Annotated in this window: 18 protein-coding genes; 2 read left to right on the top strand and 16 right to left on the bottom strand. The window is 37.5% G+C overall.

The window, feature by feature from the left end; all coding sequences use genetic code 11:
• Positions 1–245: 245 nt before the first annotated feature.
• Positions 246–869 carry a GNAT family N-acetyltransferase gene (locus CYTFE_RS24310; RefSeq protein ID WP_052342893.1) on the top strand — a complete coding sequence of 208 codons (624 nt, stop codon included), beginning with the start codon at positions 246–248 and terminating at the stop codon, positions 867–869.
• Positions 870–1,319: 450 nt separating this feature from the next.
• Here the strand turns inward: CYTFE_RS24310 and CYTFE_RS0100510 are convergent, their stop codons facing one another.
• The 6 genes from CYTFE_RS0100510 to CYTFE_RS0100535 all read right to left on the bottom strand — a co-directional run bounded on the left by CYTFE_RS0100510 (position 1,320) and on the right by CYTFE_RS0100535 (position 8,407).
• Positions 1,320–2,450 carry a clostripain-related cysteine peptidase gene (locus tag CYTFE_RS0100510; protein ID WP_052342894.1) on the bottom strand — a complete coding sequence of 377 codons (1,131 nt, stop codon included), beginning with the start codon at positions 2,448–2,450 and terminating at the stop codon, positions 1,320–1,322.
• Positions 2,451–2,567: 117 nt separating this feature from the next.
• Positions 2,568–3,482, bottom strand: a complete 915-nt coding sequence (locus CYTFE_RS0100515; RefSeq protein WP_027470205.1) for a DUF4249 domain-containing protein — start codon at positions 3,480–3,482, stop codon at positions 2,568–2,570.
• A gap of 5 nt (positions 3,483–3,487) precedes the next feature.
• Complete coding sequence (locus CYTFE_RS24315) at positions 3,488–5,923, bottom strand: TonB-dependent receptor (protein WP_052342895.1); 2,436 nt, start codon at positions 5,921–5,923, stop codon at positions 3,488–3,490.
• Positions 5,924–5,927: 4 nt separating this feature from the next.
• Positions 5,928–6,302, bottom strand: coding sequence for a BACON domain-containing protein (locus CYTFE_RS0100525; protein ID WP_027470206.1), 375 nt, complete (start codon positions 6,300–6,302; stop codon positions 5,928–5,930).
• Between the two features lie 315 nt (positions 6,303–6,617).
• A complete protein-coding gene (locus CYTFE_RS0100530) occupies positions 6,618–7,862 on the bottom strand; it encodes a C10 family peptidase (protein ID WP_027470207.1) in 1,245 nt (414 codons plus the stop codon).
• A gap of 47 nt (positions 7,863–7,909) precedes the next feature.
• On the bottom strand, positions 7,910–8,407 hold the full coding sequence (locus CYTFE_RS0100535) for a hypothetical protein (RefSeq protein ID WP_152541732.1): 498 nt from the start codon (positions 8,405–8,407) through the stop codon (positions 7,910–7,912).
• Between the two features lie 1,126 nt (positions 8,408–9,533).
• Between CYTFE_RS0100535 and CYTFE_RS0100545 the strand changes: the two genes are divergently transcribed.
• Positions 9,534–10,154: an aldo-keto reductase family protein gene (locus CYTFE_RS0100545; protein ID WP_027470210.1), complete on the top strand. Its 621-nt coding sequence runs from the start codon at positions 9,534–9,536 to the stop codon at positions 10,152–10,154.
• An 18-nt stretch (positions 10,155–10,172) separates the two neighbouring features.
• Here the strand turns inward: CYTFE_RS0100545 and CYTFE_RS0100550 are convergent, their stop codons facing one another.
• From CYTFE_RS0100550 to CYTFE_RS0100595, 10 genes are all read right to left on the bottom strand, one after another.
• Positions 10,173–11,129: a mevalonate kinase family protein gene (locus CYTFE_RS0100550; protein ID WP_027470211.1), complete on the bottom strand. Its 957-nt coding sequence runs from the start codon at positions 11,127–11,129 to the stop codon at positions 10,173–10,175.
• Between the two features lie 3 nt (positions 11,130–11,132).
• Positions 11,133–12,188: a diphosphomevalonate decarboxylase gene (gene mvaD / locus CYTFE_RS0100555; RefSeq protein ID WP_044212688.1), complete on the bottom strand. Its 1,056-nt coding sequence runs from the start codon at positions 12,186–12,188 to the stop codon at positions 11,133–11,135.
• 43 nt (positions 12,189–12,231) lie between these two features.
• Entirely contained in the window at positions 12,232–13,179 is a 948-nt protein-coding gene (locus CYTFE_RS0100560; RefSeq protein WP_044212690.1) for a GYDIA family GHMP kinase, read from the bottom strand.
• Positions 13,180–13,225: 46 nt separating this feature from the next.
• Positions 13,226–14,614 carry a hydroxymethylglutaryl-CoA reductase gene (locus tag CYTFE_RS0100565; RefSeq protein ID WP_235208127.1) on the bottom strand — a complete coding sequence of 463 codons (1,389 nt, stop codon included), beginning with the start codon at positions 14,612–14,614 and terminating at the stop codon, positions 13,226–13,228.
• Positions 14,615–14,663: 49 nt separating this feature from the next.
• Positions 14,664–15,650: a beta/alpha barrel domain-containing protein gene (locus CYTFE_RS0100570; protein ID WP_027470215.1), complete on the bottom strand. Its 987-nt coding sequence runs from the start codon at positions 15,648–15,650 to the stop codon at positions 14,664–14,666.
• A 138-nt stretch (positions 15,651–15,788) separates the two neighbouring features.
• Entirely contained in the window at positions 15,789–16,931 is a 1,143-nt protein-coding gene (locus CYTFE_RS0100575) for an acyl-CoA dehydrogenase family protein (protein ID WP_027470216.1), read from the bottom strand.
• A gap of 59 nt (positions 16,932–16,990) precedes the next feature.
• Entirely contained in the window at positions 16,991–18,970 is a 1,980-nt protein-coding gene (locus CYTFE_RS0100580) for an acetyl/propionyl/methylcrotonyl-CoA carboxylase subunit alpha (RefSeq protein ID WP_027470217.1), read from the bottom strand.
• A complete protein-coding gene (locus CYTFE_RS0100585) occupies positions 18,945–19,745 on the bottom strand; it encodes an enoyl-CoA hydratase-related protein (RefSeq protein ID WP_044262454.1) in 801 nt (266 codons plus the stop codon). Before CYTFE_RS0100585 ends, CYTFE_RS0100580 begins: the two co-directional genes overlap by 26 nt.
• Positions 19,746–19,750: 5 nt before the next feature.
• Positions 19,751–21,346: a carboxyl transferase domain-containing protein gene (locus CYTFE_RS0100590; protein ID WP_027470219.1), complete on the bottom strand. Its 1,596-nt coding sequence runs from the start codon at positions 21,344–21,346 to the stop codon at positions 19,751–19,753.
• 329 nt (positions 21,347–21,675) lie between these two features.
• Complete coding sequence (locus tag CYTFE_RS0100595; protein ID WP_027470220.1) at positions 21,676–22,008, bottom strand: zinc-ribbon domain-containing protein; 333 nt, start codon at positions 22,006–22,008, stop codon at positions 21,676–21,678.
• Positions 22,009–22,013: the final 5 nt, after the last annotated feature.

A 22,013-nucleotide genomic window follows, 5' to 3' on the forward strand; every position in this document is an offset into this window, starting at 1 on the left:
GTATAAATACAATGAAGCATCAAGTGTTACAAGTTTATCTAAATCGACAATTGGGATTACGGCTCCAATGCGACCTGTTTTGTAACCATCTACATTCAACATCGCGAACATTATTTTGGTGATATAATGAATAAATACAATCCAAATATCCATCATCGTAGATCAAGAATATGATTATTCGTAGGCAGGATTGTATTTCATTACCATTTGCGTAAAAAAACGTGAATGTTTGTTTGGTCATATTGATGATGATAAAAAATAAAAAATGGAAACCATTTGACGGGAAATTATGGCAACGCAATTATTGGGAACACATCGTCCGAAACGAACAATTATTTCAAACCATTTCAAATCACATTATGACTATATTTGAGACAAAGTGTTTGTTAATACGCCATCTGGAACAAACAGATTTGAGGGTCTTGTTAGAGATTTACAATAATGCCAGAAATATGCAGTTCGTTTCAAAAGGAAAGCATCACTGGACAATGGAAGAGCTTTGCGGAAAAGTAGAAGCTGTAAATAAATACGGCAAATTCGGGATGGGAATTTTCATTGTAGAAGAGAAGTCAACAGGAAATATAATTGGAGAAGCTGGACTGTTTAATTCTTTCCAAGACTGTAAAAAATTAGAGTTAGGTTATATACTTGATTTTGTTTATTGGGGAAAAGGTTATGGCAAGGAAATCTGTAGTGGATTATTGAAATATGGATTTGAAGTACTGAAAACGGAGACTTTGATTGCCAGAATGTATGCCAAGAATATCGCCTCAGTAAGGCTTTCAGAGAAGTGCGGAATGAAAAGAACAGAAGAAGGAATAGCGGAAAACGGAGAAAAGTATTTTACTTATGTAAGTTATTGTAATTAAAGCTTCTAAGAATAACGCAATGCCTATGTTAATGAACGAGTATGGGCAGGCAGCATAAAACTGTAAATTTTGATCTTTTAATAACTTGGCGGAAATTTCTGTTTCTGATAGAGAAAAGAATAAATTTGTAACCCAAACAAAAGCATCGACTAAGTGGGGTTGGGGGCTTTTAATCTTATATTGTTCTAGACCTTTTGGGTTCTTTTTGTGGCAATGATAAAAAGGACGTTAACGCAAATTTCAAGAGCAAGCGATGTATCATCTATGAAGTAAAACACAATTTACTCTAAAGCGATGATTGATTATTAATTCGAGCGTAAAGAAACTTTCAGGTTTAATTCCGTTATGCCTCGTGTCAGAAAAGTCTTCTTTTATGGCCATTTCAATGCTCATAACGAAGTTCTAATACATCATATGTTTTTATAAAAAATTAAAAGTATCAAAGTAGAATTAATCGGCAAAAAGTAAATTAAATCCGCTGTCTTTGCTCCATGATAGTTTTTGGTAATAATTATTCAGTTTTTCAAACTCTACTTGAGGAATATAGCAACTAAGTCCACAAAATTTATGAATTTGATTAATAGTTAGGAATGCTTCAGTATGCTCTTTATATAGAACAGCGTTATTAAGCTGTTGTTTTACCTCCACCACAGCAGTATCCGGATAATTATTAGCTAAAAAATCTTCAAAATCAAATGCCAGTGCACTCTCTAATAAATCCAAACGTTGAGCGATATTTTGTTTGTATTCCCATTTTTGCAGACTGTAAGAATTTAATAATTCAGAGGTTTTTGAGGCCAGTTCGTCTAAAGCATTGGTTTGGATAAGAGAAATACTTGCAGATTTATATTTTCCCGATTGAGCCATGTAATAGTCCATATACTCATTGGCAATATTTTCTAACCTTTGTTGAATGCTTTCGTTTTGGTCAAACAGTGAAGTAACGATATTTGAGTATGGAAAACCATTTGCAAGTATTTCTGTTGGTGAAGCAAGAATGTATGGTGCTTTATACCTTAACTGGTACACCACTTCTACACTCCCCATAAGACAGGCATCAAACATAATATATTCAAAGGTTTTGTCTGGAATAGCTTCCTCCAAGTTTAAAATGTCCATTTCTAAATTTTCATCCAAACCAAAGGATTTTAACGTATTGTTAGCTGGTGGGAGCCATCCTGTGGCATGTGACCATAAAATTAAACCATACGATTCGGAGGGGTATGACTCCATAATATCATCTATTACGGCTCTGAATACCGTGGGGCTTGCTGAGTTTTGCTCAGGGTAAGTAATAATCGTTTTACTCACGATCTTGTCTGATTGATCTGGACATACCTTAATTATTCGTGGAGCTTCTTCACCAGAGTCTATATAAACAATTAAGTTTCCGGCTTTGCTTTCAAAAAAATACTCCATTTCATTTATGTCATCAAATGCTTCATCACTTAAATCATTATCTGCTACCATATAAACAATGACTGTTTCTTTTTGTATAGTAGGATAATCATCATCTTCGCAGCTAATGAAAAAAAACGATACGAGAAAGATGAACCTAAATAACTTGAATAATGAATGCATAGTAGAAAGTTAATGGCTTTATTATGTAAAATGATAAAAAATGTTTCGTGCTTATATTTTTGTATTGTAGCTCTTAATTATATTTTTATTGATAAAATATGCAATGATTTCACTTGGTTAATCGATGTTGACTATTTGTTGGTCAATTGTATATGAGCCAAAAACGCCGAATCCACCATCGATATTTGTGAATATTTTCACTGGCTCGGAAAAATTGTCTCCATTTGTGGCAAGTTCCAATGAGCGCAAATACCGATATAAATTTTCTGAAAGAGAAAGGATTTCAACTTTTACATAGTGTTCTGCATTTAATGCCGAAAAATTGTCTTTTCGTATATATACATTCAATAAATACTCTTGTCCTTGAAATAACTTGTCAGAAAAAATAGCAAAAAGACTTGTATTCGTTTCTCCAAGCGTTCCTAAAATATCTTTAAAAAGTATTTCCTGATCAACGTAAATATCAGATGTAAACCATTTTGCTTCTTCTGGACTGCTTTCCTCAAATATAACTTTATCGTGGATGACGATACGATAGAAATTATCTTCATCAGGGATGTCTTTAATTTTAATTTTTGTACGTAAGTAAGATATACCATCCTTGATTCCGGTAAACCATTCCGGTGTTACGGCTAATATTTGAGGAGGATTGGGGACGATATCCTGTCCTTTTACATAACCGTGTGATTGCGAATCGCCTGTAACTTCAATTTTGTCTTTGGGATTCAATGAGGCTTCAAACCTATAATAACGATGTTCATTTGTGCTATGGTCGTAAACGACTCCAACAGGCAAATTATTAATTTTTACTTCGAGATTAGCGTCATCTATGGGTTGAGGATTTTGATTTGAGTATACGAAAACACTCTCTGAAATTTTGATAAAATGAGTGTCTTGGCTGCAATCAATCATGGAGTTTAATACCATTTTTTTAGTATACTCTTTACCGTTATAATTCACCTCTTTTTCGCACCCGCCACAAATCAATCCTATGGCCAAAATAACTATTATTCCAAATGTTGTTGATTTCATACAAGCTAAAATTTATACGTATGTGATATAGAAGGTATAATCGGAAAAAGAGTCACTTGTTTAAGTTTTTTAGTGTAAACAAGTTTTCCTACATCATTTCTCGACACATCTACCTCTTCATATAATTTAAAAGCATTCTTTTGGTTATAGATGTTGTAGATGCTGAAATTCCAAATTCCACCTTTGTTTTTCGTTTTTTTGCGCGTATAATTTATCCCTACATCAAGTCTGTGGAATGCAGGCATCCTGTAGTTATTCCGATTCTCAAGTTGAGTCAATTCGTCAAATTTACCGGGATAATAAGGGATATCAGGTGTTACAACACTGTTTACCGGTATGGTAATCATATTACCGGAGGAGTATACCCAATTTAATGTAAAGTCAATTTTGGAGTTTAGTTTGTGCATAACTAATAGGTTGATATTGTGCCTGCGGTCGTACTTTGATGGAAACCAATCGCCAGAATTAATCTTGTTAAATTTTTTTTCTGTTTTAGATAGGGTATACGATAGTGTCCCTGTAGTCTTACCTAAATTTTTCTCCAATGAAAATTCAGCTCCGTAGGCTCGACCAATACCACTTTCTACTTTTTCTTCCCAACCTGAAGAAGTGCCAGAGAATGAAGCTCCATCTTTGTATTCAATAACATTATTCATGTTTTTATAGTAACTGGCAAAAGAAAAAGTGAGTTGTGAAGTAATAGTCTGATTAACTCCCAATGAAAGCTGACGAGCTCGCATTGGTTTTATGGAACTGGTAGATGACATCCATAAATCTGTTTGAAGCAATAATGAGTTATTTGAAAGCATGTGAATATATTGCTCCATGTGTGTATAATCGGCGACTATCGATAGCTTATTAGTCAACATATACCTCAATGAAAGACGAGGGTCAAAGGCATTGTACATTATACCATCTACGTTGAATAAAGAGAATCTTGTCCCAATATTGGCTTTCAATTTCTTTGATATACTCCATATATCTTCAATGTAAAAAGAGTATTCCCGGCTAAGTACTTTCTGAGATGGTTGGGTATTGGGAGTGGTTGCTTCATTTCCGCTTGAATGAAGCAATAAAATTTCCGGAAAAAAATCATGATAAATAAATTGTAAACCACTTCTCAAAAAATGTTTATTAGAAGGCGTATATTCACAATTTAATGAAATAGAATAATCATTAACACCCGACGAATAATTCAACGCATCAATAACATTGACACTATCATTAGCAAAGCTATTATCCACTGTTGTTTCATACTGGTATTTATTATAAGAAACGGTAGTGTTGAGAAACATATTAGACCTAACGGCACTGTTTAAACGAATAGCGTATATAGTGTTTCCCCATTTCCAATCTTGCTCTGATATTGAATTTGAGATTTTTTGATTAGGAATATTGTTCAGAACAGAATTGCCATTTCGATCCGGAATATCATCTTGATTGATGGAAATATCATTATTACCAGTTCTGTTCATTAGTTTATCCCTTCCGTTATAAAGCATAGTATATATAGAAGTTTTATCACTTATCTTATGATGAATTTTAGCATTAATATCAGAAAAACTAAAATTCGTCCTGTTTGTCTCAAAATCATCAGCATTTGCTTGTTCTTGAAGCCCCATAAGATAAAGGTCAATTAAAGAACGCCTTGCGGAAAAGAAGAATGATGTTCTGTCTTTGACAATTGGACCTTCAAAATTAACACTGCCAGCCAGTAAGCCCAGAGTTGCTGAGCCGGCCAGAGCTTCCTTGTTCCCATCCTTAGTGTTTATATCAATAACTGATGAAAGCCGTCCACCAAAACGGGCTGGGTAGCCGGATTTATACAAAGTGACATTTTTAAGAGCTTCTGTATTAAAAACTGATAAAAAGCCAAAAGCATGATCTGCATTATAGATTGGAATATCATCAAGTAGTATTAAATTTTGGTCTGGGCTGCCTCCTCGAATGGTTAAATTGCTCTTTCCTTCTGCTGTTTGTTGCACACCAGGAATAAATTGAAGCGACTTCATCAAATCGCTCTCACCAAATAACTTAGGTCTATTTTTTATTGTTGAGATAGGAACTGTGATAATACCTAAGCCTTTATCCATTCTGGTATTGCTTTTGTTTGCAATTATTTCCACACTGGAAATCTCGAGTATTATAGGAGATAACTGTATGTTAATCGTTGTGTCTTTGGTTAAACATAAATCAATTACTACAGTTTCATAACCTAAATATGAACAAAGTAACTGCACATTACCTTTAGGATGCTCAAAAGAAAAAAAACCGTATGAATTAGTAACTACACCAAAGGATGCTTCATTATTGCTGATAGTTGCGCCAATCAGAACTTCTTTAGTTTTTATGTCTGTTACACAACCATTAATGCGTAACACTTGAGCTTTTACTGCAAAAGAAAAAATACAAAAAAAGAGGAAGGTAACTACAATGCGCATAAAGTTAATTCTGAATTAGTGTAATTGTCTTTGCTTGGTTTCCATATTCGATATGAAGTTCGATATTATTATTTTTAGAATCTTCTTTTGTAGTGATGGTGATAGTGGCATTTCCCACACCATATACAGGTGAAATTCGAAACCAGTTAGTTTCTGCAAAATTTCCTCCATATGAATGGGATAATTCGGCAGAAGTTATATTCCATTCTTCAGAAGCTGTAATTTCGAATGACTTTGTTTCAGCTCCCGGCTGAAAAATCAACGTACTTTGATTTACTTCGATGGTTATACCAGGATCACTATCCTTAGAACAAGAGAAAAACGATATGCAAAATAAAAAAAATGTCAGTTTTACTATTCTTATTAATAAAGTTTTCATGTGTTTAAATTTATTTTTCAGTGGCCATATGGAACTCGTCAAAATTAATCATTCTTCTGTATGTGAACACGTTCTCATAGCTCGTTTTATGTTAATTAATTTTTAATTTCTCATCCGGTAAATACCAATATAACAATGCACTCTCTATGCTTACGAAGTATTCAATATTATAATTGTTCTACAAGTTTTAGTCAGAATAAGGCTTTGCCCTCTTTTTATTAAAAAGGTGTTAAGCTCATCGTATTTCTTTATAGAATTTAGGATACACAAAAACCATGGAAAGATAATATTCCATGGTTTTGTGTAAGATGTCGTTTAACGTGGGAATAAATCATACCACATTATTCTGCTATTGTTGTATGAAGGCCAGCTTTCTTGATCAATCCAACCATTACTAGAGCCATACCAACCCCAATTCATGTATATGTGATCAGAATATTCGTACCATGTTTTAACCGTAATACCTAAAAACTTTCTTGTAACTTTCCATTTAGTCTCTGAATAACCATCTGCAATCCAAATATGGCCACCAGTATTTGTAAAACCACCTAACAAAACAGGATACCAATCTTCAATATTGCTATATACAGTATTGAAGTCATATGAAGTTGACTTAGCGGAATTGTAGCCAAGAGTTTTAAGCCCAGTGAGTATTCCAGCTTGACTGGCTCCACTGCCTCCGCTTGCTGCAGTACCCCAACTATAACCAGGAATTACATCCGCGATATCTCTAAACATTCTTGAAATAGGATTAGAATCGGTGGTGGGAGCCAGGCTATTGGGCATTGCTGCATAATCAAATCCTCGGTCGCTTGGATACTTCCATGTCTTACACAATAACCCTACTGCTACGGCAGGGCATCCAGCAAGATCGATGTTGGGGCGTTTTGCATCAGCATTGTAGCCATTTGCTTGTCCCCACACACAATATTGGATAGTACTCGATGGCCCAATTGGCGTCAAGCCCCATGACCCTTTATGTTTACCTTTGGTTGTGGAAGCTGAGTTGTTTACAACCAGCTCTATTTCAATCTCTTCGCCATCGCTCTCATTTCCTAAGCTTTCCCACATGTTATAGTTTTCGTCATCTACATTTATTGTTTTGTCTATGTCTTTCGTTATTTTTTCTATTTGTTCATCGATCATCGATCTCATGGGAGAGTTTGGATTCATTTCATCTAAGTCTAACTTCCCAGTTGTATTGAATGCAATTAGTGAACTTTGGGATTCCTTGTCAGCGGACAGTAGCATATAGCCTTGGTTGTCACCAAAGTTAACGATATACATAACAGGGACATTGTCCTCATTTTTGATGGTCTCAATGTCACAAGATTGAGTAGATGCAGTAGAGCGTGTTTGAGGAGTTTCTGTTGCTTGAATGGCAGCATACATTTTTTCCGCAAAAATCAGACCTTGCTCCTCAGAAACAACTCGCGTAGTTGGACTAATTTCAGGAGCGTTCCCATTTGGTTGTAGATTTGAATTATCAAGATCTTCTGAGCAACTTGAAAAAAATATCAGCACGAAGCTAATAACTATTAGAAAAAAATTCTTAATCATAATAATAATTGTTAAAAAGTTAATAGGTTTTAAATGTTAATAAACATTTATAAATCAACTGTTTGAACACGAGGGGTTACTGTTGTATTATTAGAAGATTCCCAAATTAGCAGGTCGTTAAACCATATTCTTTCTTTGGCAATAGTGCCTCCTCCAAATGTTTGGTTTACTGAATCAGGAATTGAGATATAAAAATCGGTCTTTATCCTAATTATTTTCCCTTTATTAAATCTGACATAAGTGGAAGAGTGCGAATCGCCTATAGAAGGGAGATTTAAAAAAATACGAATACTATAGTCAGAATTAATTACATATCCATTAGGAGCATAACTTAGAGGGTCGTAGAATTTAACAAACCTCCTGCGTTTAGGGGTTAATACTTCAAAATTTCTTTTCCCTTGATACTCCGGAGCGAATACGTTTTCTCCCTTTTCATCTATTAGATATACATCAATGTGACTATCCACATTAGATGCGGTCTGCACTTTGTCCTTAGAAAAACACATAGAAAAGCTTATTAATAAAATTATTAGTAACTGTTTCATTCGCCATTTTTTTGCTAGTATAAATATACCACTTCGTTTAGTTTTTCTTGTCTACTACAACATAAAAAATTGACTTTATAATTTTCATATAAACAAAATAAAAGCTATTGAAATTGAACTTGCAGCAATAGAAAAATAGCTAAATATACCCGTTTCATATTCTTTGTGCGACTTAGAGTCTAACTGGTATTGAGACCAGAATCGTTAACTCTCGTGGGATCATGTGATTTATCATTCCTCTTGGCTTTTAGGAAGGAAGGTAGCCAGCCTATTTTCTCTTTTTATTTCATCATAGGCATTGTTATTTAAAGGTTTTGTAAACTGTGTAATAACAAAGAAAGTAAAAATTATAATAAATACACTATTTTCTATAAAATAAATTGTATTACTTTATGTTATTTAAGGAATTTACAATCCTACTAAGTAAACCTCTCTTTAGGGATGATTCTGTTGATTGCATTTTCTGAGGAAGGGGCTTTGGGGATACTTTTTTTATTAGCTATTTGACCAAATTCATTAGTCAGTTCATTTTCGGGTGATGGTGGTTGGGGGCTTTTAATCTTATTGGGTTTTTGTTGACTTTTAATAAGCAGAGCTTTGTATTTTGCCTGCATCTTTTGTTAAAGGATTTATTATAGCTTCGTGGATGAAGGAGCTAGTTTTAGATTGGCATCCATCGATAGGCCCCAGAGTAAGTTGTAGGAAAGGAGAGGTGGGCTAATATTCTGTTAATTAAACGATTCCACGTTTTATATGTAGTTATTATTCATGAAAATTTTGTTTTGAGATGGCGAGTTGTTTAAGTTGTTAGATAGTTAGGTCGTTAGCTTGTTAGCTTGTTAGGATGGCGAGTTGGTAAAATCATGGAGTTGTTGAGTTGTGTTTTTCAATTAATCGACATCTTTCATTTGTATAAGAGGTTGTCAGCTAGTGGATTGCAGTGTTGGCCAGAACAATAGCCCCGTGGCCGGCGGTGGAGAGAAAGCTATAACCCGGAAAATGCATTAGAAAATCTATTACGCCTTAAAATGGCTTCAAAAGAAGTCACTTCGTTACTTTTCTTCAACTTACCATAGCGGTGCTATGCCTCGTTTCAGTAAATTCCAATGATCATCTGTATTTCAATATGAAACATAATGTTATTCCAATAGCTAAAGCTAAAGGCCTTGGTGTTGTTGGGATGAAAGTATTTGGAGCCGGAACCATGTACAAAGAAGTTCCTGGATTCTCAAGAAGACCTGACCAAATTTATCGTGAAGTAGGTTCTGTAGATTTACCAAGTCATGAACTTATAGAATATGTTCTAACCACACCAGGTGTAGATACTTTAATTATAGACATTGGTCATATAGATGAAGATCCGCTTAAATGTCAGTTAACTCAAAATTATTATGCTTCTCAAGTTAGGCCTGATGCAATGTCAGATGAGAAAAGACGAGAAATAGAAGCAAAAACAGCACAGGTAGCAGGAGAAAGAACAAATTTCTTTCAGCTTGATAAAATAGACATGACACCACCTAGAGATTTAAAACAAGAAGCTGTTGATGGAACAACTAAAATCACTTGGCAAACCGCCTATGCAGCTGAGCATGCAATTTCTCATTATGAAATTGTTTTAAACGATAATATTATTGGAAAAGTAGCGCATAAACCTCAGGTGCTTAAAGAATCTCCGTTTGTTTTTGAAACTGCAGAAACTGGAACTTTTAAAGTTTATACTGTAGATGCAGCCGGAAATAGAGCATAAAAAAATGCTCATAACACTTTAAAACTCCTGATAAACAGGTATCACCTCCAGACCTTGGTCTGTCAATTCTTTTTTTACCTTGCTGAAATTTCGAGTAAAACCAAGTAGGTAGCCACCACCTCCTGATCCACATAGTTTTAGTAAGTAATCGTTCTTTTTAAATCCCTCTTCCCAATGTTTTAAATACTCGCTGGGTATCATCTCTTTTAAATATTGAAACTGAAACTTAGAAAGTTGTTTTAGATGTGTGTAAAAACTATTTAAATCACCTGCCAATAAGGAATGAATACATTTATTGGTTGTTGGTATCAAATCGTTTTTTATTCGGTCGATATATTTAGGGTTGAGACATTTGGTCATGAATAAATCTACCAGAGGTCCTGTTTTACCTGTCTGTTTGGTATTGACAATAAATACGGCATCATCTGATTTTATATTTTCTCGGGATATACCAATGGAAGAAATATTTTTTTGATCCTTAATAAAAAGCGGGTACTTCAGATAGCAAATGAGCGGGTCGATGCCCGAGCTTTTACCATGGAAGTAGGACTCTAAGATCGAAAATGTTCTTTTGAGTTCTTGTGTTTCTTTGTTTGAGAGCCCAGCTTTGGCTTCAATGCGATTTTTACCGTACTTTTTATAGAAGGCAGCTACCAGAGCACCACTACTTCCTAAACCATAACCTTCGGGAATAGAAGATTCAAAATATAAGCCCTTTGCAACATCCGCATTAATTTGATCAATATGCACTAGATCAATGGCTTTTTCTTGCAGGTATGCCGAATACTTTTTTAGTTGCTCGTTGGATTTCTTTGCGAAGTCCAAATCGGTATAACTGGTTGAGTTTATGAAATCAAGTGTCCCGTTAAAATGTGCGTACGGGATGGTTAATCCATTGGAATCAAAAAGGATAGAGTATTCTCCGAAAAGAAGAACCTTAGAATAAAAAATGCTGTTTTTATTGTTTATAGACATCTATTATAATATTTCTGCTGGTCCATCGCCCAACTCATCATGTATTAAATTTCCTTGAACACAGTATGACATCAAATTATTGTGAATAAACTCCTGAACTTGCTTTTTGTTCGCAGCCGGATATAAAACATGAATATTAGGACCGGCATCGATGGTGAAACAGACTGGAATATTGTTTTGTTCACGAAATATTCTAATTTGTTGAACAATATTCAGGGAGTTAGGCAAAAGTAAGGTGTAATTGGGTGTGGAGCTCATCATTAAAGCATGAAGGCTTAGTGCTTCCGTTTCTGCCAAGGTGACAAAAGCATTCCAATCGCCTGTTTTTAAAATAGTGAACAATTTATTTGTATGCTCATTGGCTTGTTGTATTCTTCCTTCTCTATAGGGATGGCCTTCCATTAATTGGTGCCCTAGGGTACTGCTCACTTTTTTTTGATCTTCGCTGACAATAAGTATGCTGTCTTGGATGTTTGTAAAGCTTGGGTGTATATTGTCTTGTAGGTGAATCGCATGCATATTACTGCTCTGTTTTAGCTTTGATTTACCCCACGAATTCCAACCACCATATATCGATCGACAGGCACTACCGGAGCCCAGACGAGCCACATTGGATATTTGTTGCTCGGATAGTTGCTGGCCGGTTATTTGTTGATGTATTTTACTTAAACATATGGCCAAGGCTGCATAACTACTGGCCGAAGAGGCTATTCCTGACGAATGAGGAAAAGTGTTTTTACTTTCGATATTCAGATGAAAATTTACTAACCAGGGAAATATCTGTAAGATCCTTTTGAAAAATACCTCTGTTTTCTTTTTAAATGTAGTGTTCTCCTTACCCGCAAAGATCAAACGGAAGGAGATGTTTTCCTGACCAGGATGAAAGGTGTAACTGATCGAGGTGTCGGTGATGGAATGTTTTAAACTGAAACTGACAGAAGGATTTAAGGGAATTTGCATTCCCGTTTTTCCCCAATATTTAACAATGGCTATGTTCGAAGGACTGGTAACATGAATTTTACTACCTTCACTTAAATCTTGTTTCTCAGTTATTGTCATTATTTATGGATAAATGAGAGCTCATTTTACTTTGTACGTTACTTTACCTGCAAGGGTTATTTAAAACCAATTCTTCGTACTTATATATGGTATTTAATTTTTTATTGCCAAAGTAATCAAAAACATATTCGTCTGTTTGTTTACTTACAGCCATCACAAAATCGCCACCCCAAGCTCCCAGTGATTTGATAGAACCATCAAAGTCGCTAAAATGTTCTTGTTTAACGGGCGTTTTATCTATTATTCTGCCAATGATATCTTCGTGCTCGTTTATGAGTTCTTGAAAATCAGTTAATTCGGTGCATACCGCCATGTATGTAGATATGGCGCTTATTTTGACAATATCTTCAGAAGAAATATTTCTTTTATGAAAGCCTTTAATGGAAGCTTTTGAATTTTGTTTTCTACCGGTATAAACAAAGTAAATGTTATTTTTAAAAATAGGATCAAAGTTGATTTCAACACTTTTGGGCTTATCATCTATGAGCAGAAAGAAGATAGCCATTGAGTTGGCTGCGTTGGCGATGTCATAGCCAGATCCTTTAAATGTTGTTTGCAGAAGCTTATAGGGATCAATTTTAAAAAAAACAGAAAGGTTATATAGCAGTGTAGAGCTACTGCCAAGTCCCCATTGTGGCATAAATTCCAAATGAGTTACAGCTCTCTTTTCTAGTATATCAGCTAGTTGGAGTGGGCTTAATTTGATGGCTTTTCTAATGATTTTTTGCAGTTGTTTTGCAAATGCGTCATCGGTACAGCTGGTAATAGTAAGTTTATCATTGAATTTAACGGTGTTCCAGTCTCCGTCGGCATGCGTGGCCTCCCAGATAAATCCATTTTCTTTGGATTCATAAATGTCCAGACTTTGTCCTAACTTTAATGGTAATGATAATGCTTTTGCGCCCTTTAATACTAAATATTCTCCAGACAACATTAGCTTGCCGTTGCCTCTGGAAGAAAAAACGGGGCTTGGTTTTATTTCTTTGTTCATATTTACTGCCTGCTACTTAACTGAAAAGAATGTGGTAATAGCTTTTCTATATTTCGTTATCTGTATGTCTCTCAGATTCGAGAAACTGTTTTACTGCCGAGTGACTAACGGTATGGTTGTTGAAATAGTTGAAGGCTTTTGCTTTCTCATCATCGGACGCATTAAAAGTAAATAAAATATTTGATAAATGCATTTTCATATGCCCCTGTTGGATGCCGGAAGTAACCAATGCTGCTATTGCCGAAAAATTATTGGCCATTCCTGCAGATGCAATGATTTGCATTAATTCGTATGCTGAAGGATTTCCCAGAAGCGCCAGTGAAAAATGAGCCAAAGGATGGATCTTGGTGAGGCCTCCAACAGTGCCTAAAGCCAATGGTAGGGTTAATGTGTAGGTGAATAGTTCATCTGTTAGGGTAATGTTAGTGAGTGAGCTGTACTTGCCTGACCTGGCAGCGTAGGCATGTACCCCGGCTTCAATGGCTCTATAATCGTTGCCAGTGGCCATAACAACTGCATCAACACCATTCATAATGCCTTTATTATGGGTTACAGCGCGTGGTGTATTGTGTTTGGCCAATAAAACAGCTTTCTCGAAACGCCGGGCAAACTCTTGAGAGGTATAATTTCCGGCATAGGCTCCTAAAGAGTGGATAGGACAGGAGATTGTACATTCTACCATACAGCTGGGGGTGTAGTTGGATAAAATGGCCATGTCGATTGTTACTTGTTTTGTTTTGTTTTTATCCTCTAGTATGGTACAGAGATGGTTTCCCATCCTTTCGAGGCATGTGTTGATGAAATTTGCCCCCATGGAGTCAGCTGTTTCGAAATGAACCTGCAGGCAGTAGGATTGGTCGTCGATATCTGTTATGGGAATTAGCTGCATATCTACAATGCCACCTCCCCGTTGCTCCATGGATTGCGTAAGGTCAGTAATGCCTTGGATTAGTGCAGTGTGGATATATGGCATGTGTTCTTTCAGTTCCCCGAATTTCCAATCGCTTGTAAAAAAAAGCTGCCCCTCTTTTATGGATGAAATTACTTTTGTTTGGAATCCACCTAACCTACTCCAAAATTTAGCTGCTTTGGCTGCTGCTGCTACCACAGAGCTTTCTTCAATAGCCATGGGAATGGCATATTCTTTTTGGTTGATGATGAAGTTTGGTGCAACACCGTAAGGTAGGTAAAAGTTACTGACGGTGTTTTCGGAGAATTGATTGTATGTGTCTTGTAAGTTTTTGTGAAGGTGAGAGTTGAGGGTTTGTTTGAGGGATGATGGTAGCTTAAAGTTATTTAGTAGGATGTCTACTTTTTCTTCTTGAGAGCGTTTTGAAAAACCTTGGATCATAGTATTTGTTGGTATTTTGCTTTGTGCCATCAATACATCATGTATATGGCCTAAAAAATAGTGTTCATTTAAAGAAGACTCCATGAAAACACAGAGCCTTTATTCGATGTTAATGGTTATTTGAACTGCAGTTTTATTTAATTTTCAGATAGGCTTCGGCCAGTTGCCATGCATTAATCATATTTTTAACAAATGTTTGTAGCTCCTGATAGTCTTTGAGGGCATAATTTAAAAAAGCACTACCCATTCCTAATACAGCGGGTAGCTTGCTTATCTTGGTCAGATAATAGCCATCTAAGAGGGATTTGATGCCTCCCGATATGATAATTTGCTTGCATTGCGTATTGCCTTCTTCAACAATTTGATTGACCATGCGTGTCATTTCTTCGGCAGTATGGCCAACAGTTGTAAAGCTTTCGAAAATAGAGGAGATATCTAATCTGCGCATTTGTTCCAGCTTGGTAAAGTTTGTGCCCCCAAGTGCTCCAAACTCAATTGCTGCAATATTCATATTTAGTAAGGCTCTTAGGCTCTCTAGCCCCATTCCCTGTCCTACTTCTTTAACAATAATAGGAGACTCAACCTGCTCCAGCAGTTCCTGGATACATTCAATTGGTGGGCGTTTTAATACATCGCCTTCGGGTTGAAATGCTTCTTGCAGAGGGTTGATGTGTATGATGGTACCATCTGTTTTCAGCTGTTTGTTCAGGTAGTCGATTTTTTCACTCTCCTTGTTTTTTAGTAGTTGCTCTAGTTGGGCAATGCCCAAGTTGGCATAAAAAGGATAATCATCTCCTATCCAAGAGCGTACATTAAAATCCTCCCAGTAATCATCTGATTCAAAAAGACCACGACATGATCCCAGTCCCATGCCCAATCCAAATTCACCGGTAGCTTTTGCTAATTTTACATTAATGGCTGCGGCGCGCTGTGTTCCACCAGTCATGGACGAAATCCAGAAAGGGTGGTTCATCTTTTTGCCTAAAAATGAAAAAGGCTTTACCTCTCCATTGGGATGGGCCGACAATAATGGTTCGTACATAAACCGAGGGTCTGCTTGGGCCCGGCTTACAGTGGCTTCAAAAGCTAAATGAAGATGCTCTTTTTTTCTGTCTTCCATAGGATAAAAAAACAAGGTTTTATGAGGACGAATCGAATTTACGCCAAAAAAATAGATGATACAAGCCCCGTACCGGAACAAATATAAATTAGAGCCTCAGGTTTGGGGTATCATTATTTTAATGACAATGTGCGCTTATTACATGAGATGACGAGAGATCACCAACTTAAGTATCTCGGATGTTCCTTCTCCAATACGTAAAATACGATGGTCACGATAAAACCGTTCCATATCATGATTTTTAAATAAACCTGCTCCAGCCAATATTTGCATTCCTTCGTCAGATACTTCAGCGGCTACCTCGCTGCAATATAATTTTGCCATAGCAGCTTCTTTGCCAAAAGGTTGGTGATTGTCTTTTAGCCAGCAGGCTTTGTATAGTAGGTTTCTGGCTAGTTCTATTTTTAGATCCATATCGGCCAGTTTAAATTGTATGGCCTGAAAACCTGCAATTTTTTTTCCGAATTGTTCTCTTTGTTGGGCATAGTCTAAAGCCATTTCAAAAGCACCTTGTGCCAAGCCTAAGCCCATAGCTGCAATGGACAGTCTTCCACTATCCAAGGTTTGAAGCATTTGAGATAAACCTTTTTCGGGTGTTCCCAGTATATCACTATCTTTTATAAGACAGTTATTAAATGTTATTTCGGCAGTGTCAGAGGCTCTCCACATCATTTTTCCCAGTGTGCGCTTTGTTGAAAAGCCAGGACTGTCTCTCTTAACAATAAAGGTAGAATAGGTGGGTTTGCCATTTTTTGTTCCGGTTTTTGCCAAAACGGTGATGCCTGCCATGAGTTCGTTACTGCCGTTGGTGATATATCTTTTGGAACCATTGATGCTCCATCCGTCATCCGTCTTGGTGGCTTCTGAGGCAACACCCCTGGCATCAGAACCGGCTGTTATTTCGGTAAGACCAAAGGCCCAGAGTTTATTTCCGTTCAGGAGATCCGGGAGCATGGATGTTTTTTGTTCTTCGGTGCCAAAATGGTATATAGGAGAAGCGCCTAGCGAATTGTGTGCAGCGAGCGTGGCTGCTTGTGAGCCATCTACCCTGGCTATTTCTTCCACAGCAATAATGTATGAGATAGTATCCTTGCCTTGTCCGCCATATTTTTGAGGTATGTCAATGCCAAATAAACCTTGTTGTCCCATTTTTTTGGTTAACTCAACCGAAAAAGTTTCCTGGGCATCTAATGCTTGTGCAAGAGGTTTAATTTCAGTTTCAGCAAATTCTCTTACCTTTTTTCTGAATTCTTCTTTTTCTCCGCTGTAATATGGATTCATACTTTACTTATTTGTTGTTTGTCAATAGTCAATAATGGTTGTTTGCTCTTGTCTGTGTATTATTCTGTTTCTAATAATAGCTGGTTTAACTGTACCTGTTGACCTTTATCAACTGCAATTTTTTTAACCACAGTGTCCTTCCAAGCATGAATGCTGTTTTCTGTTTTCATGGCTTCCAACACCATGAGGGTATCTCCCTTTTTTATGGCTTTACCTTCTTTTGCCATAATTTCGATTATTCTTCCCGGCATGGGAGCTTTCATTGTTTTTATAGCCTCCACATTATCTGTGTCATTATTTCTTTTTATTCGTTCAGGTATATCGCTAATAATTCTTTTTCGTCCATTATGCTGGATGTGATAAAGGCCATCGTTCGCCACCAGATAATTGACCCAAAAATGTTTTTCGTTAATAATGAATGAGAGTTCATTTTGTTCAATTCTGATGCAAGAAATTTCAATAGGTTTTTCTTGATCTATTTGAATAGTGATGGTTTCGGTATTGATGTTGATGAGGTCAATGGTTAGTTTATGTCCTTCAAAATATATTTGGTGTTGTTGGTATAATCGCCAGTAGCCAAGGGTGTTCCATATATTGTCTGATGGTATTTTAGTGTGATGTTTCAGGGTAATAAAGGCGGCTGCAATGATTTCCAGTTCAGCACTTAACACAGGCGTCTTGGATAAGAGGTAGTCTTGCTTGGCTTCGAAAAAAGAGGTGGAATAGTTTCCTTGTTGGAAATCGGGATCTTTCAGAGCCTTTAGTATGAATTCTCTGTTGGATTCAACGCCAAAAAGAGCGAAGTTATTCAAGAACTTTTGTAGGCGCAGGATGGCTTGGTTGCGATCTTGACCGTAGGCAATTACTTTTTTTAGTAAGGGATCGAAGTTGGGGTTGAGGTTCTCTTGTGATTGTGCACCACCATCAATTCTAATATGGGGGTGGGAAGGAATATGGGTGCCCATTATCTTTCCAAAGGAGGGAGCGAAGCTGTCACTGGGGTCTTCAGCGTATATGCGTGCTTCAATGGCGTGTCCGTGATATTCAATCTCATTTTGCTGATAGGAGAGGGGCATGCCTGCCGCAATTTGTATTTGCTCCTTGACAATGTCGATGCCTGTTATGAGTTCAGTAACAGGGTGCTCTACCTGTATACGGGTATTCATTTCCAGAAAAAAGTGCTTTTGATCGGTTGTCAATAAAAATTCTACCGTTCCTGCGTTTGTATAACCGATATGTTGGGCAAGCTTCAAGGCATCTTCTATTATTTTTTGTTTTGTGGTGTTATCCAGATTGGGAGCAGGACTTTCTTCTATCACTTTTTGATGGCGCCTCTGTATGGAGCATTCCCGCTCAAATAAATGAACCGTGTTTCCATGATGATCGCCCAGTATTTGTACTTCTATGTGTCTGGGGTTTTGGATGTATTCTTCTATGTAAACTGAAGCATTTCCAAAATATCTAAGAGCTTCGGATGCGGCGCGTTTAATTTCTCTTTCTAATTCGTTTAAGTGGTGAACGACGCGCATTCCTTTACCTCCGCCTCCTGCAGACGCTTTGATAACAATGGGTAGGCTTAGTGTTTTTGCGCCTTTCAGTATTTGTGCAACAGAACCATTTATTTTTTGCAGCAATGGTATTTCGCAGCGTGCAGCTATCTTATTGGCCGCCTCTTTGTTTCCCATCATTTTAATATGGCGGGCTTCGGGGCCGATAAAAACAATATTGTGTTGATTACATAGCTCGGCAAATACTTCATTCTCAGATAAAAATCCGTAGCCGGGATGGATGGCATCTACCTGGTAGCGTTGTGCCAGAGCAATGATTTGATGCGCGTTCAGATAGGTTTCCTCAAGCCTTGTTCCATTCATCAAGGCTTTTAGGTCTGCTTTCTCAACATGCAGGGCATCTTTCTCCTCGGTTGTATAAATGGCCACCGTTTCCAATCCCATTTCTTTGGCCGTTTTTATGATTCTTACGGCTATTTCGCCTCTGTTGGCAATGAGTATCCTATTAAACTGATGGTATATTTTCTTCATTGTTCCATGCTGGTTTTCGTTTTTCAAAAAATGCTTTAACACCTTCCTGGCCTTCGCTGGAGATCCGTGCATTGGCAATCATTCGTGCACAAAATAAAAAGGCCGATTCATCATCTACACATTCTTCTAGACGTTGTATGAGGGCTTTGGTTTGTATCAGTGCATCGGGAGCACCTTGCGCAACGGCTTGTGCAATGCTGAGTGTCTTTTCTCGGATAGGAACGTTGTCGGCAATGAAGTGCACCAATGATTCAGCTTGTGCTTCTTTTGCAGTAAACGGATTGGGTATTAAAAGACGCTTGCGTGCGTTGCTGTTGCCCATCTTAGAGATAATGTAAGGCGCTATGGTGGCTGGAATAATGCCTAGCTTTACCTCCGGGAATGCAAATGTAGAGCAGGCTTCGCACACTACGATATCAGCGCTTGCCATTAGTCCTACGGCTCCTCCAAATGCCGATTTCTTGACTTCACAGATCACTGGCGTTGGAAAGGTGTGAATGCTCTCGAATAAGGTGTTGAATAGTTTGGCATCGTCGATGTTTTCGGTTTTGGATTGTTGTATCCCGGCTTTCATCCATTCTAAGTCGGCTCCTGAGCAAAAATGATCACTTTCACCATAGATCACCAGTACCCTGAAATTTCTGTTGGCTTTATTTTCTGCGAGGGTGCCAATTATTTCTTCTATCATCGTTTTATTGATGGCGTTTTTCTTTTCGGGTCTGTTTAAACCTAAAAAAGCAATTCGATCTTCAATATAAAATTTGATTGTTTTCATGGAGCTTACATTCTGAAAATACCGTAAGTAGAAGTATTGTTGGGTTTATTTTGTGCAATAGTTAAGCCAATGGTCAGAATCATTCTGGTATCGGCAGGGTCAATAATACCATCATCCCATAGTCGGCTGGTGGCATAATAAGGAGAGGCTTCTTTCTCAAAGCCTTGTCGGGTTTTATTTTTAAGCTGGTTTAATTCATCTTCTGATATTTCTACACCTGCCGCTTTGGCCTGGTCTTTTTTTACGGTGGCCAACACATCGGCTGCCTGTCGGGGACCCATTACCGATATACTTGAGTTGGGCCAGGTAAACAATAGGCGAGGGCCAAATGCCCGTCCTCCCATGGCGTAGTTGCCTGCACCATAACTTCCACCTGTGATGATGGTGAAAAAAGGTACCCGGGAGTTGGCCAGTGCATTGACCATTTTAGCGCCATCTTTGGCAATGCCCCGTTTCTCATATTCCTTGCCAACCATAAATCCAGCTATATTTTGCAAAAATATCATAGGGAGGTTGCGGTTATTGCATAGTTGAATAAAATGGGCTCCTTTCTGTGCTGACTCTGAAAACAAAATGCCATTGTTGGCTAGTATCCCAACCGAAAATCCATTGATATTCGCATATCCGGTCACTAAGGTAGAACCGTAATCAGGTTTAAATTCATTGAATTCGCTATGGTCTGTAAGACACTTAATCAATGGCCGTACATCTCTTTGTTTACTGCCAATGTTGGGTATCTCATTATAAATAGCTTCTCGTGGGTATTGAGGAGGAGCCTCTTGAGTACGTTTGTAGTTCTCCTTAGAGGGGTGTGGTAGAGATTTGAATATTTCTCTGCATATTTCAATGGCATGGTGATCGTCGTCTGCTAAATGATCTGCCACTCCCGATTCTGAGGTGTGTAGTTTTCCTCCTCCTAGTTCTTCGGCCGTAACATCTTCTCCGGTAGCTGCTTTTACCAAGGGGGGGCCTCCGAGGAATATGGTGCCTTGGTTTTTAACGATAATGGTTTCGTCACTCATGGCTGGAATGTATGCTCCTCCTGCGGTACATGATCCCATCACAATGCTGATTTGTGGAATACCCATGGATGATAATCGGGCTTGATTATAAAAGATCCTCCCAAAGTCTTCTTTGTCGGGAAACACCTGGGCTTGTTCGGGTAAAAATATACCACCAGAATCAACCAGGTAGACACAGGCTAAATTATTTTGTTCGGCAATCTCCTGTGCCCTCAGATGTTTTTTGATAGTTTCCTTAACGTAAGTGCCTCCCTTGGTGCATGCGTCATTGGCGATAATAATTGATTCGCGTCCTTGTATAATGCCGATACCAGTGATGATTCCGGCGGAAGGAAAACTATCATTATATTGGCCGTATGCTGCCAATGGTGATAACTCAACAAACGGTGTTTGCTTGTCAATCAATAGGTTGATCCGCTCGTGAGCAAGTAGTTTGCCTCGCTTTTTGTGACGCTCTTTTTGCTTGGTGTTTAGTTGATTGAGGCTTTGTATGATTTGATTAAATTTACTTATCTCCAAATTCACCTCGGGGTGATTGGGAATGGTGTTATTGTTTCTGATACTCGTCATTTTTGTCATGAATAAAAAGGCATGCTTAAATAACCATGGGATCTGAAAAATGTTTGCACGTTGCTAAATTTATCAAAGTATTTAGGTATTCTGTAGGGCCAGCATTTTTCTACCTCATAGGTACGGTTTAACCCGGATAATGTATCAGATCTTCGTTATAAATTTTCTAATGCATTTTCTGGGTTTAAAATATCTACTGTAAAATACTAATTTATTTTGAATGTAAAGCGCATTATTTATGATCTTTACAGGGGCGGAGTCGTTGGTCTTATGTGGGGGCATAAAAAAAGTGCGAAAGTTTTAGCCTTCGCACTTTTTTATTTATAATGGAGTGGTGTTTATATTGTACTGGAAAAGGCGATGGCAATGGATAGGAAAGCGATAATAATAAGTCCAGAAAAATGCCAAAAAGGCAGTCTTACTTCGCTTTTCATCTCTCTAAACTGTCGATCAATATTTTCTGGCATGTGCTTAGGTTCATAGATATGGTTGCATTTGACACACCTGGATGCTCCTTTTTTTCCCAGAGAGAAAGTGGGAATCCAGAAAAAATGAAAATATTTTCCGTAAAAACTGTTCTCGATGCCACCTTTTTCATGACAATTGGGGCATGTGATGTTTTTAGATTGTAGTGTTTTAATGTGAGACGAGCGCCATCCGTATATAATCATATTTT

The sequence above is a fragment of the Saccharicrinis fermentans DSM 9555 = JCM 21142 genome, from assembly GCF_000517085.1.
Lineage (GTDB): Bacteria > Bacteroidota > Bacteroidia > Bacteroidales > Marinilabiliaceae > Saccharicrinis > Saccharicrinis fermentans.

Coding starts and splice junctions, on each gene's coding strand:
- CYTFE_RS24310 (WP_052342893.1), top strand. CDS start 246: ATGATGATAAAAAATAAAAAATGGAAACCATTTGACGGGAAATTATGG.
- CYTFE_RS0100510 (WP_052342894.1), bottom strand. CDS start 2,450: ATGCATTCATTATTCAAGTTATTTAGGTTCATCTTTCTCGTATCGTTT.
- CYTFE_RS0100515 (WP_027470205.1), bottom strand. CDS start 3,482: ATGAAATCAACAACATTTGGAATAATAGTTATTTTGGCCATAGGATTG.
- CYTFE_RS24315 (WP_052342895.1), bottom strand. CDS start 5,923: ATGCGCATTGTAGTTACCTTCCTCTTTTTTTGTATTTTTTCTTTTGCA.
- CYTFE_RS0100525 (WP_027470206.1), bottom strand. CDS start 6,302: ATGAAAACTTTATTAATAAGAATAGTAAAACTGACATTTTTTTTATTT.
- CYTFE_RS0100530 (WP_027470207.1), bottom strand. CDS start 7,862: ATGATTAAGAATTTTTTTCTAATAGTTATTAGCTTCGTGCTGATATTT.
- CYTFE_RS0100535 (WP_152541732.1), bottom strand. CDS start 8,407: ATGAAACAGTTACTAATAATTTTATTAATAAGCTTTTCTATGTGTTTT.
- CYTFE_RS0100545 (WP_027470210.1), top strand. CDS start 9,534: ATGAAACATAATGTTATTCCAATAGCTAAAGCTAAAGGCCTTGGTGTT.
- CYTFE_RS0100550 (WP_027470211.1), bottom strand. CDS start 11,129: ATGTCTATAAACAATAAAAACAGCATTTTTTATTCTAAGGTTCTTCTT.
- mvaD (WP_044212688.1), bottom strand. CDS start 12,188: ATGACAATAACTGAGAAACAAGATTTAAGTGAAGGTAGTAAAATTCAT.
- CYTFE_RS0100560 (WP_044212690.1), bottom strand. CDS start 13,179: ATGAACAAAGAAATAAAACCAAGCCCCGTTTTTTCTTCCAGAGGCAAC.
- CYTFE_RS0100565 (WP_235208127.1), bottom strand. CDS start 14,614: ATGGAGTCTTCTTTAAATGAACACTATTTTTTAGGCCATATACATGAT.
- CYTFE_RS0100570 (WP_027470215.1), bottom strand. CDS start 15,650: ATGGAAGACAGAAAAAAAGAGCATCTTCATTTAGCTTTTGAAGCCACT.
- CYTFE_RS0100575 (WP_027470216.1), bottom strand. CDS start 16,931: ATGAATCCATATTACAGCGGAGAAAAAGAAGAATTCAGAAAAAAGGTA.
- CYTFE_RS0100580 (WP_027470217.1), bottom strand. CDS start 18,970: ATGAAGAAAATATACCATCAGTTTAATAGGATACTCATTGCCAACAGA.
- CYTFE_RS0100585 (WP_044262454.1), bottom strand. CDS start 19,745: ATGAAAACAATCAAATTTTATATTGAAGATCGAATTGCTTTTTTAGGT.
- CYTFE_RS0100590 (WP_027470219.1), bottom strand. CDS start 21,346: ATGACAAAAATGACGAGTATCAGAAACAATAACACCATTCCCAATCAC.
- CYTFE_RS0100595 (WP_027470220.1), bottom strand. CDS start 22,008: ATGATTATATACGGATGGCGCTCGTCTCACATTAAAACACTACAATCT.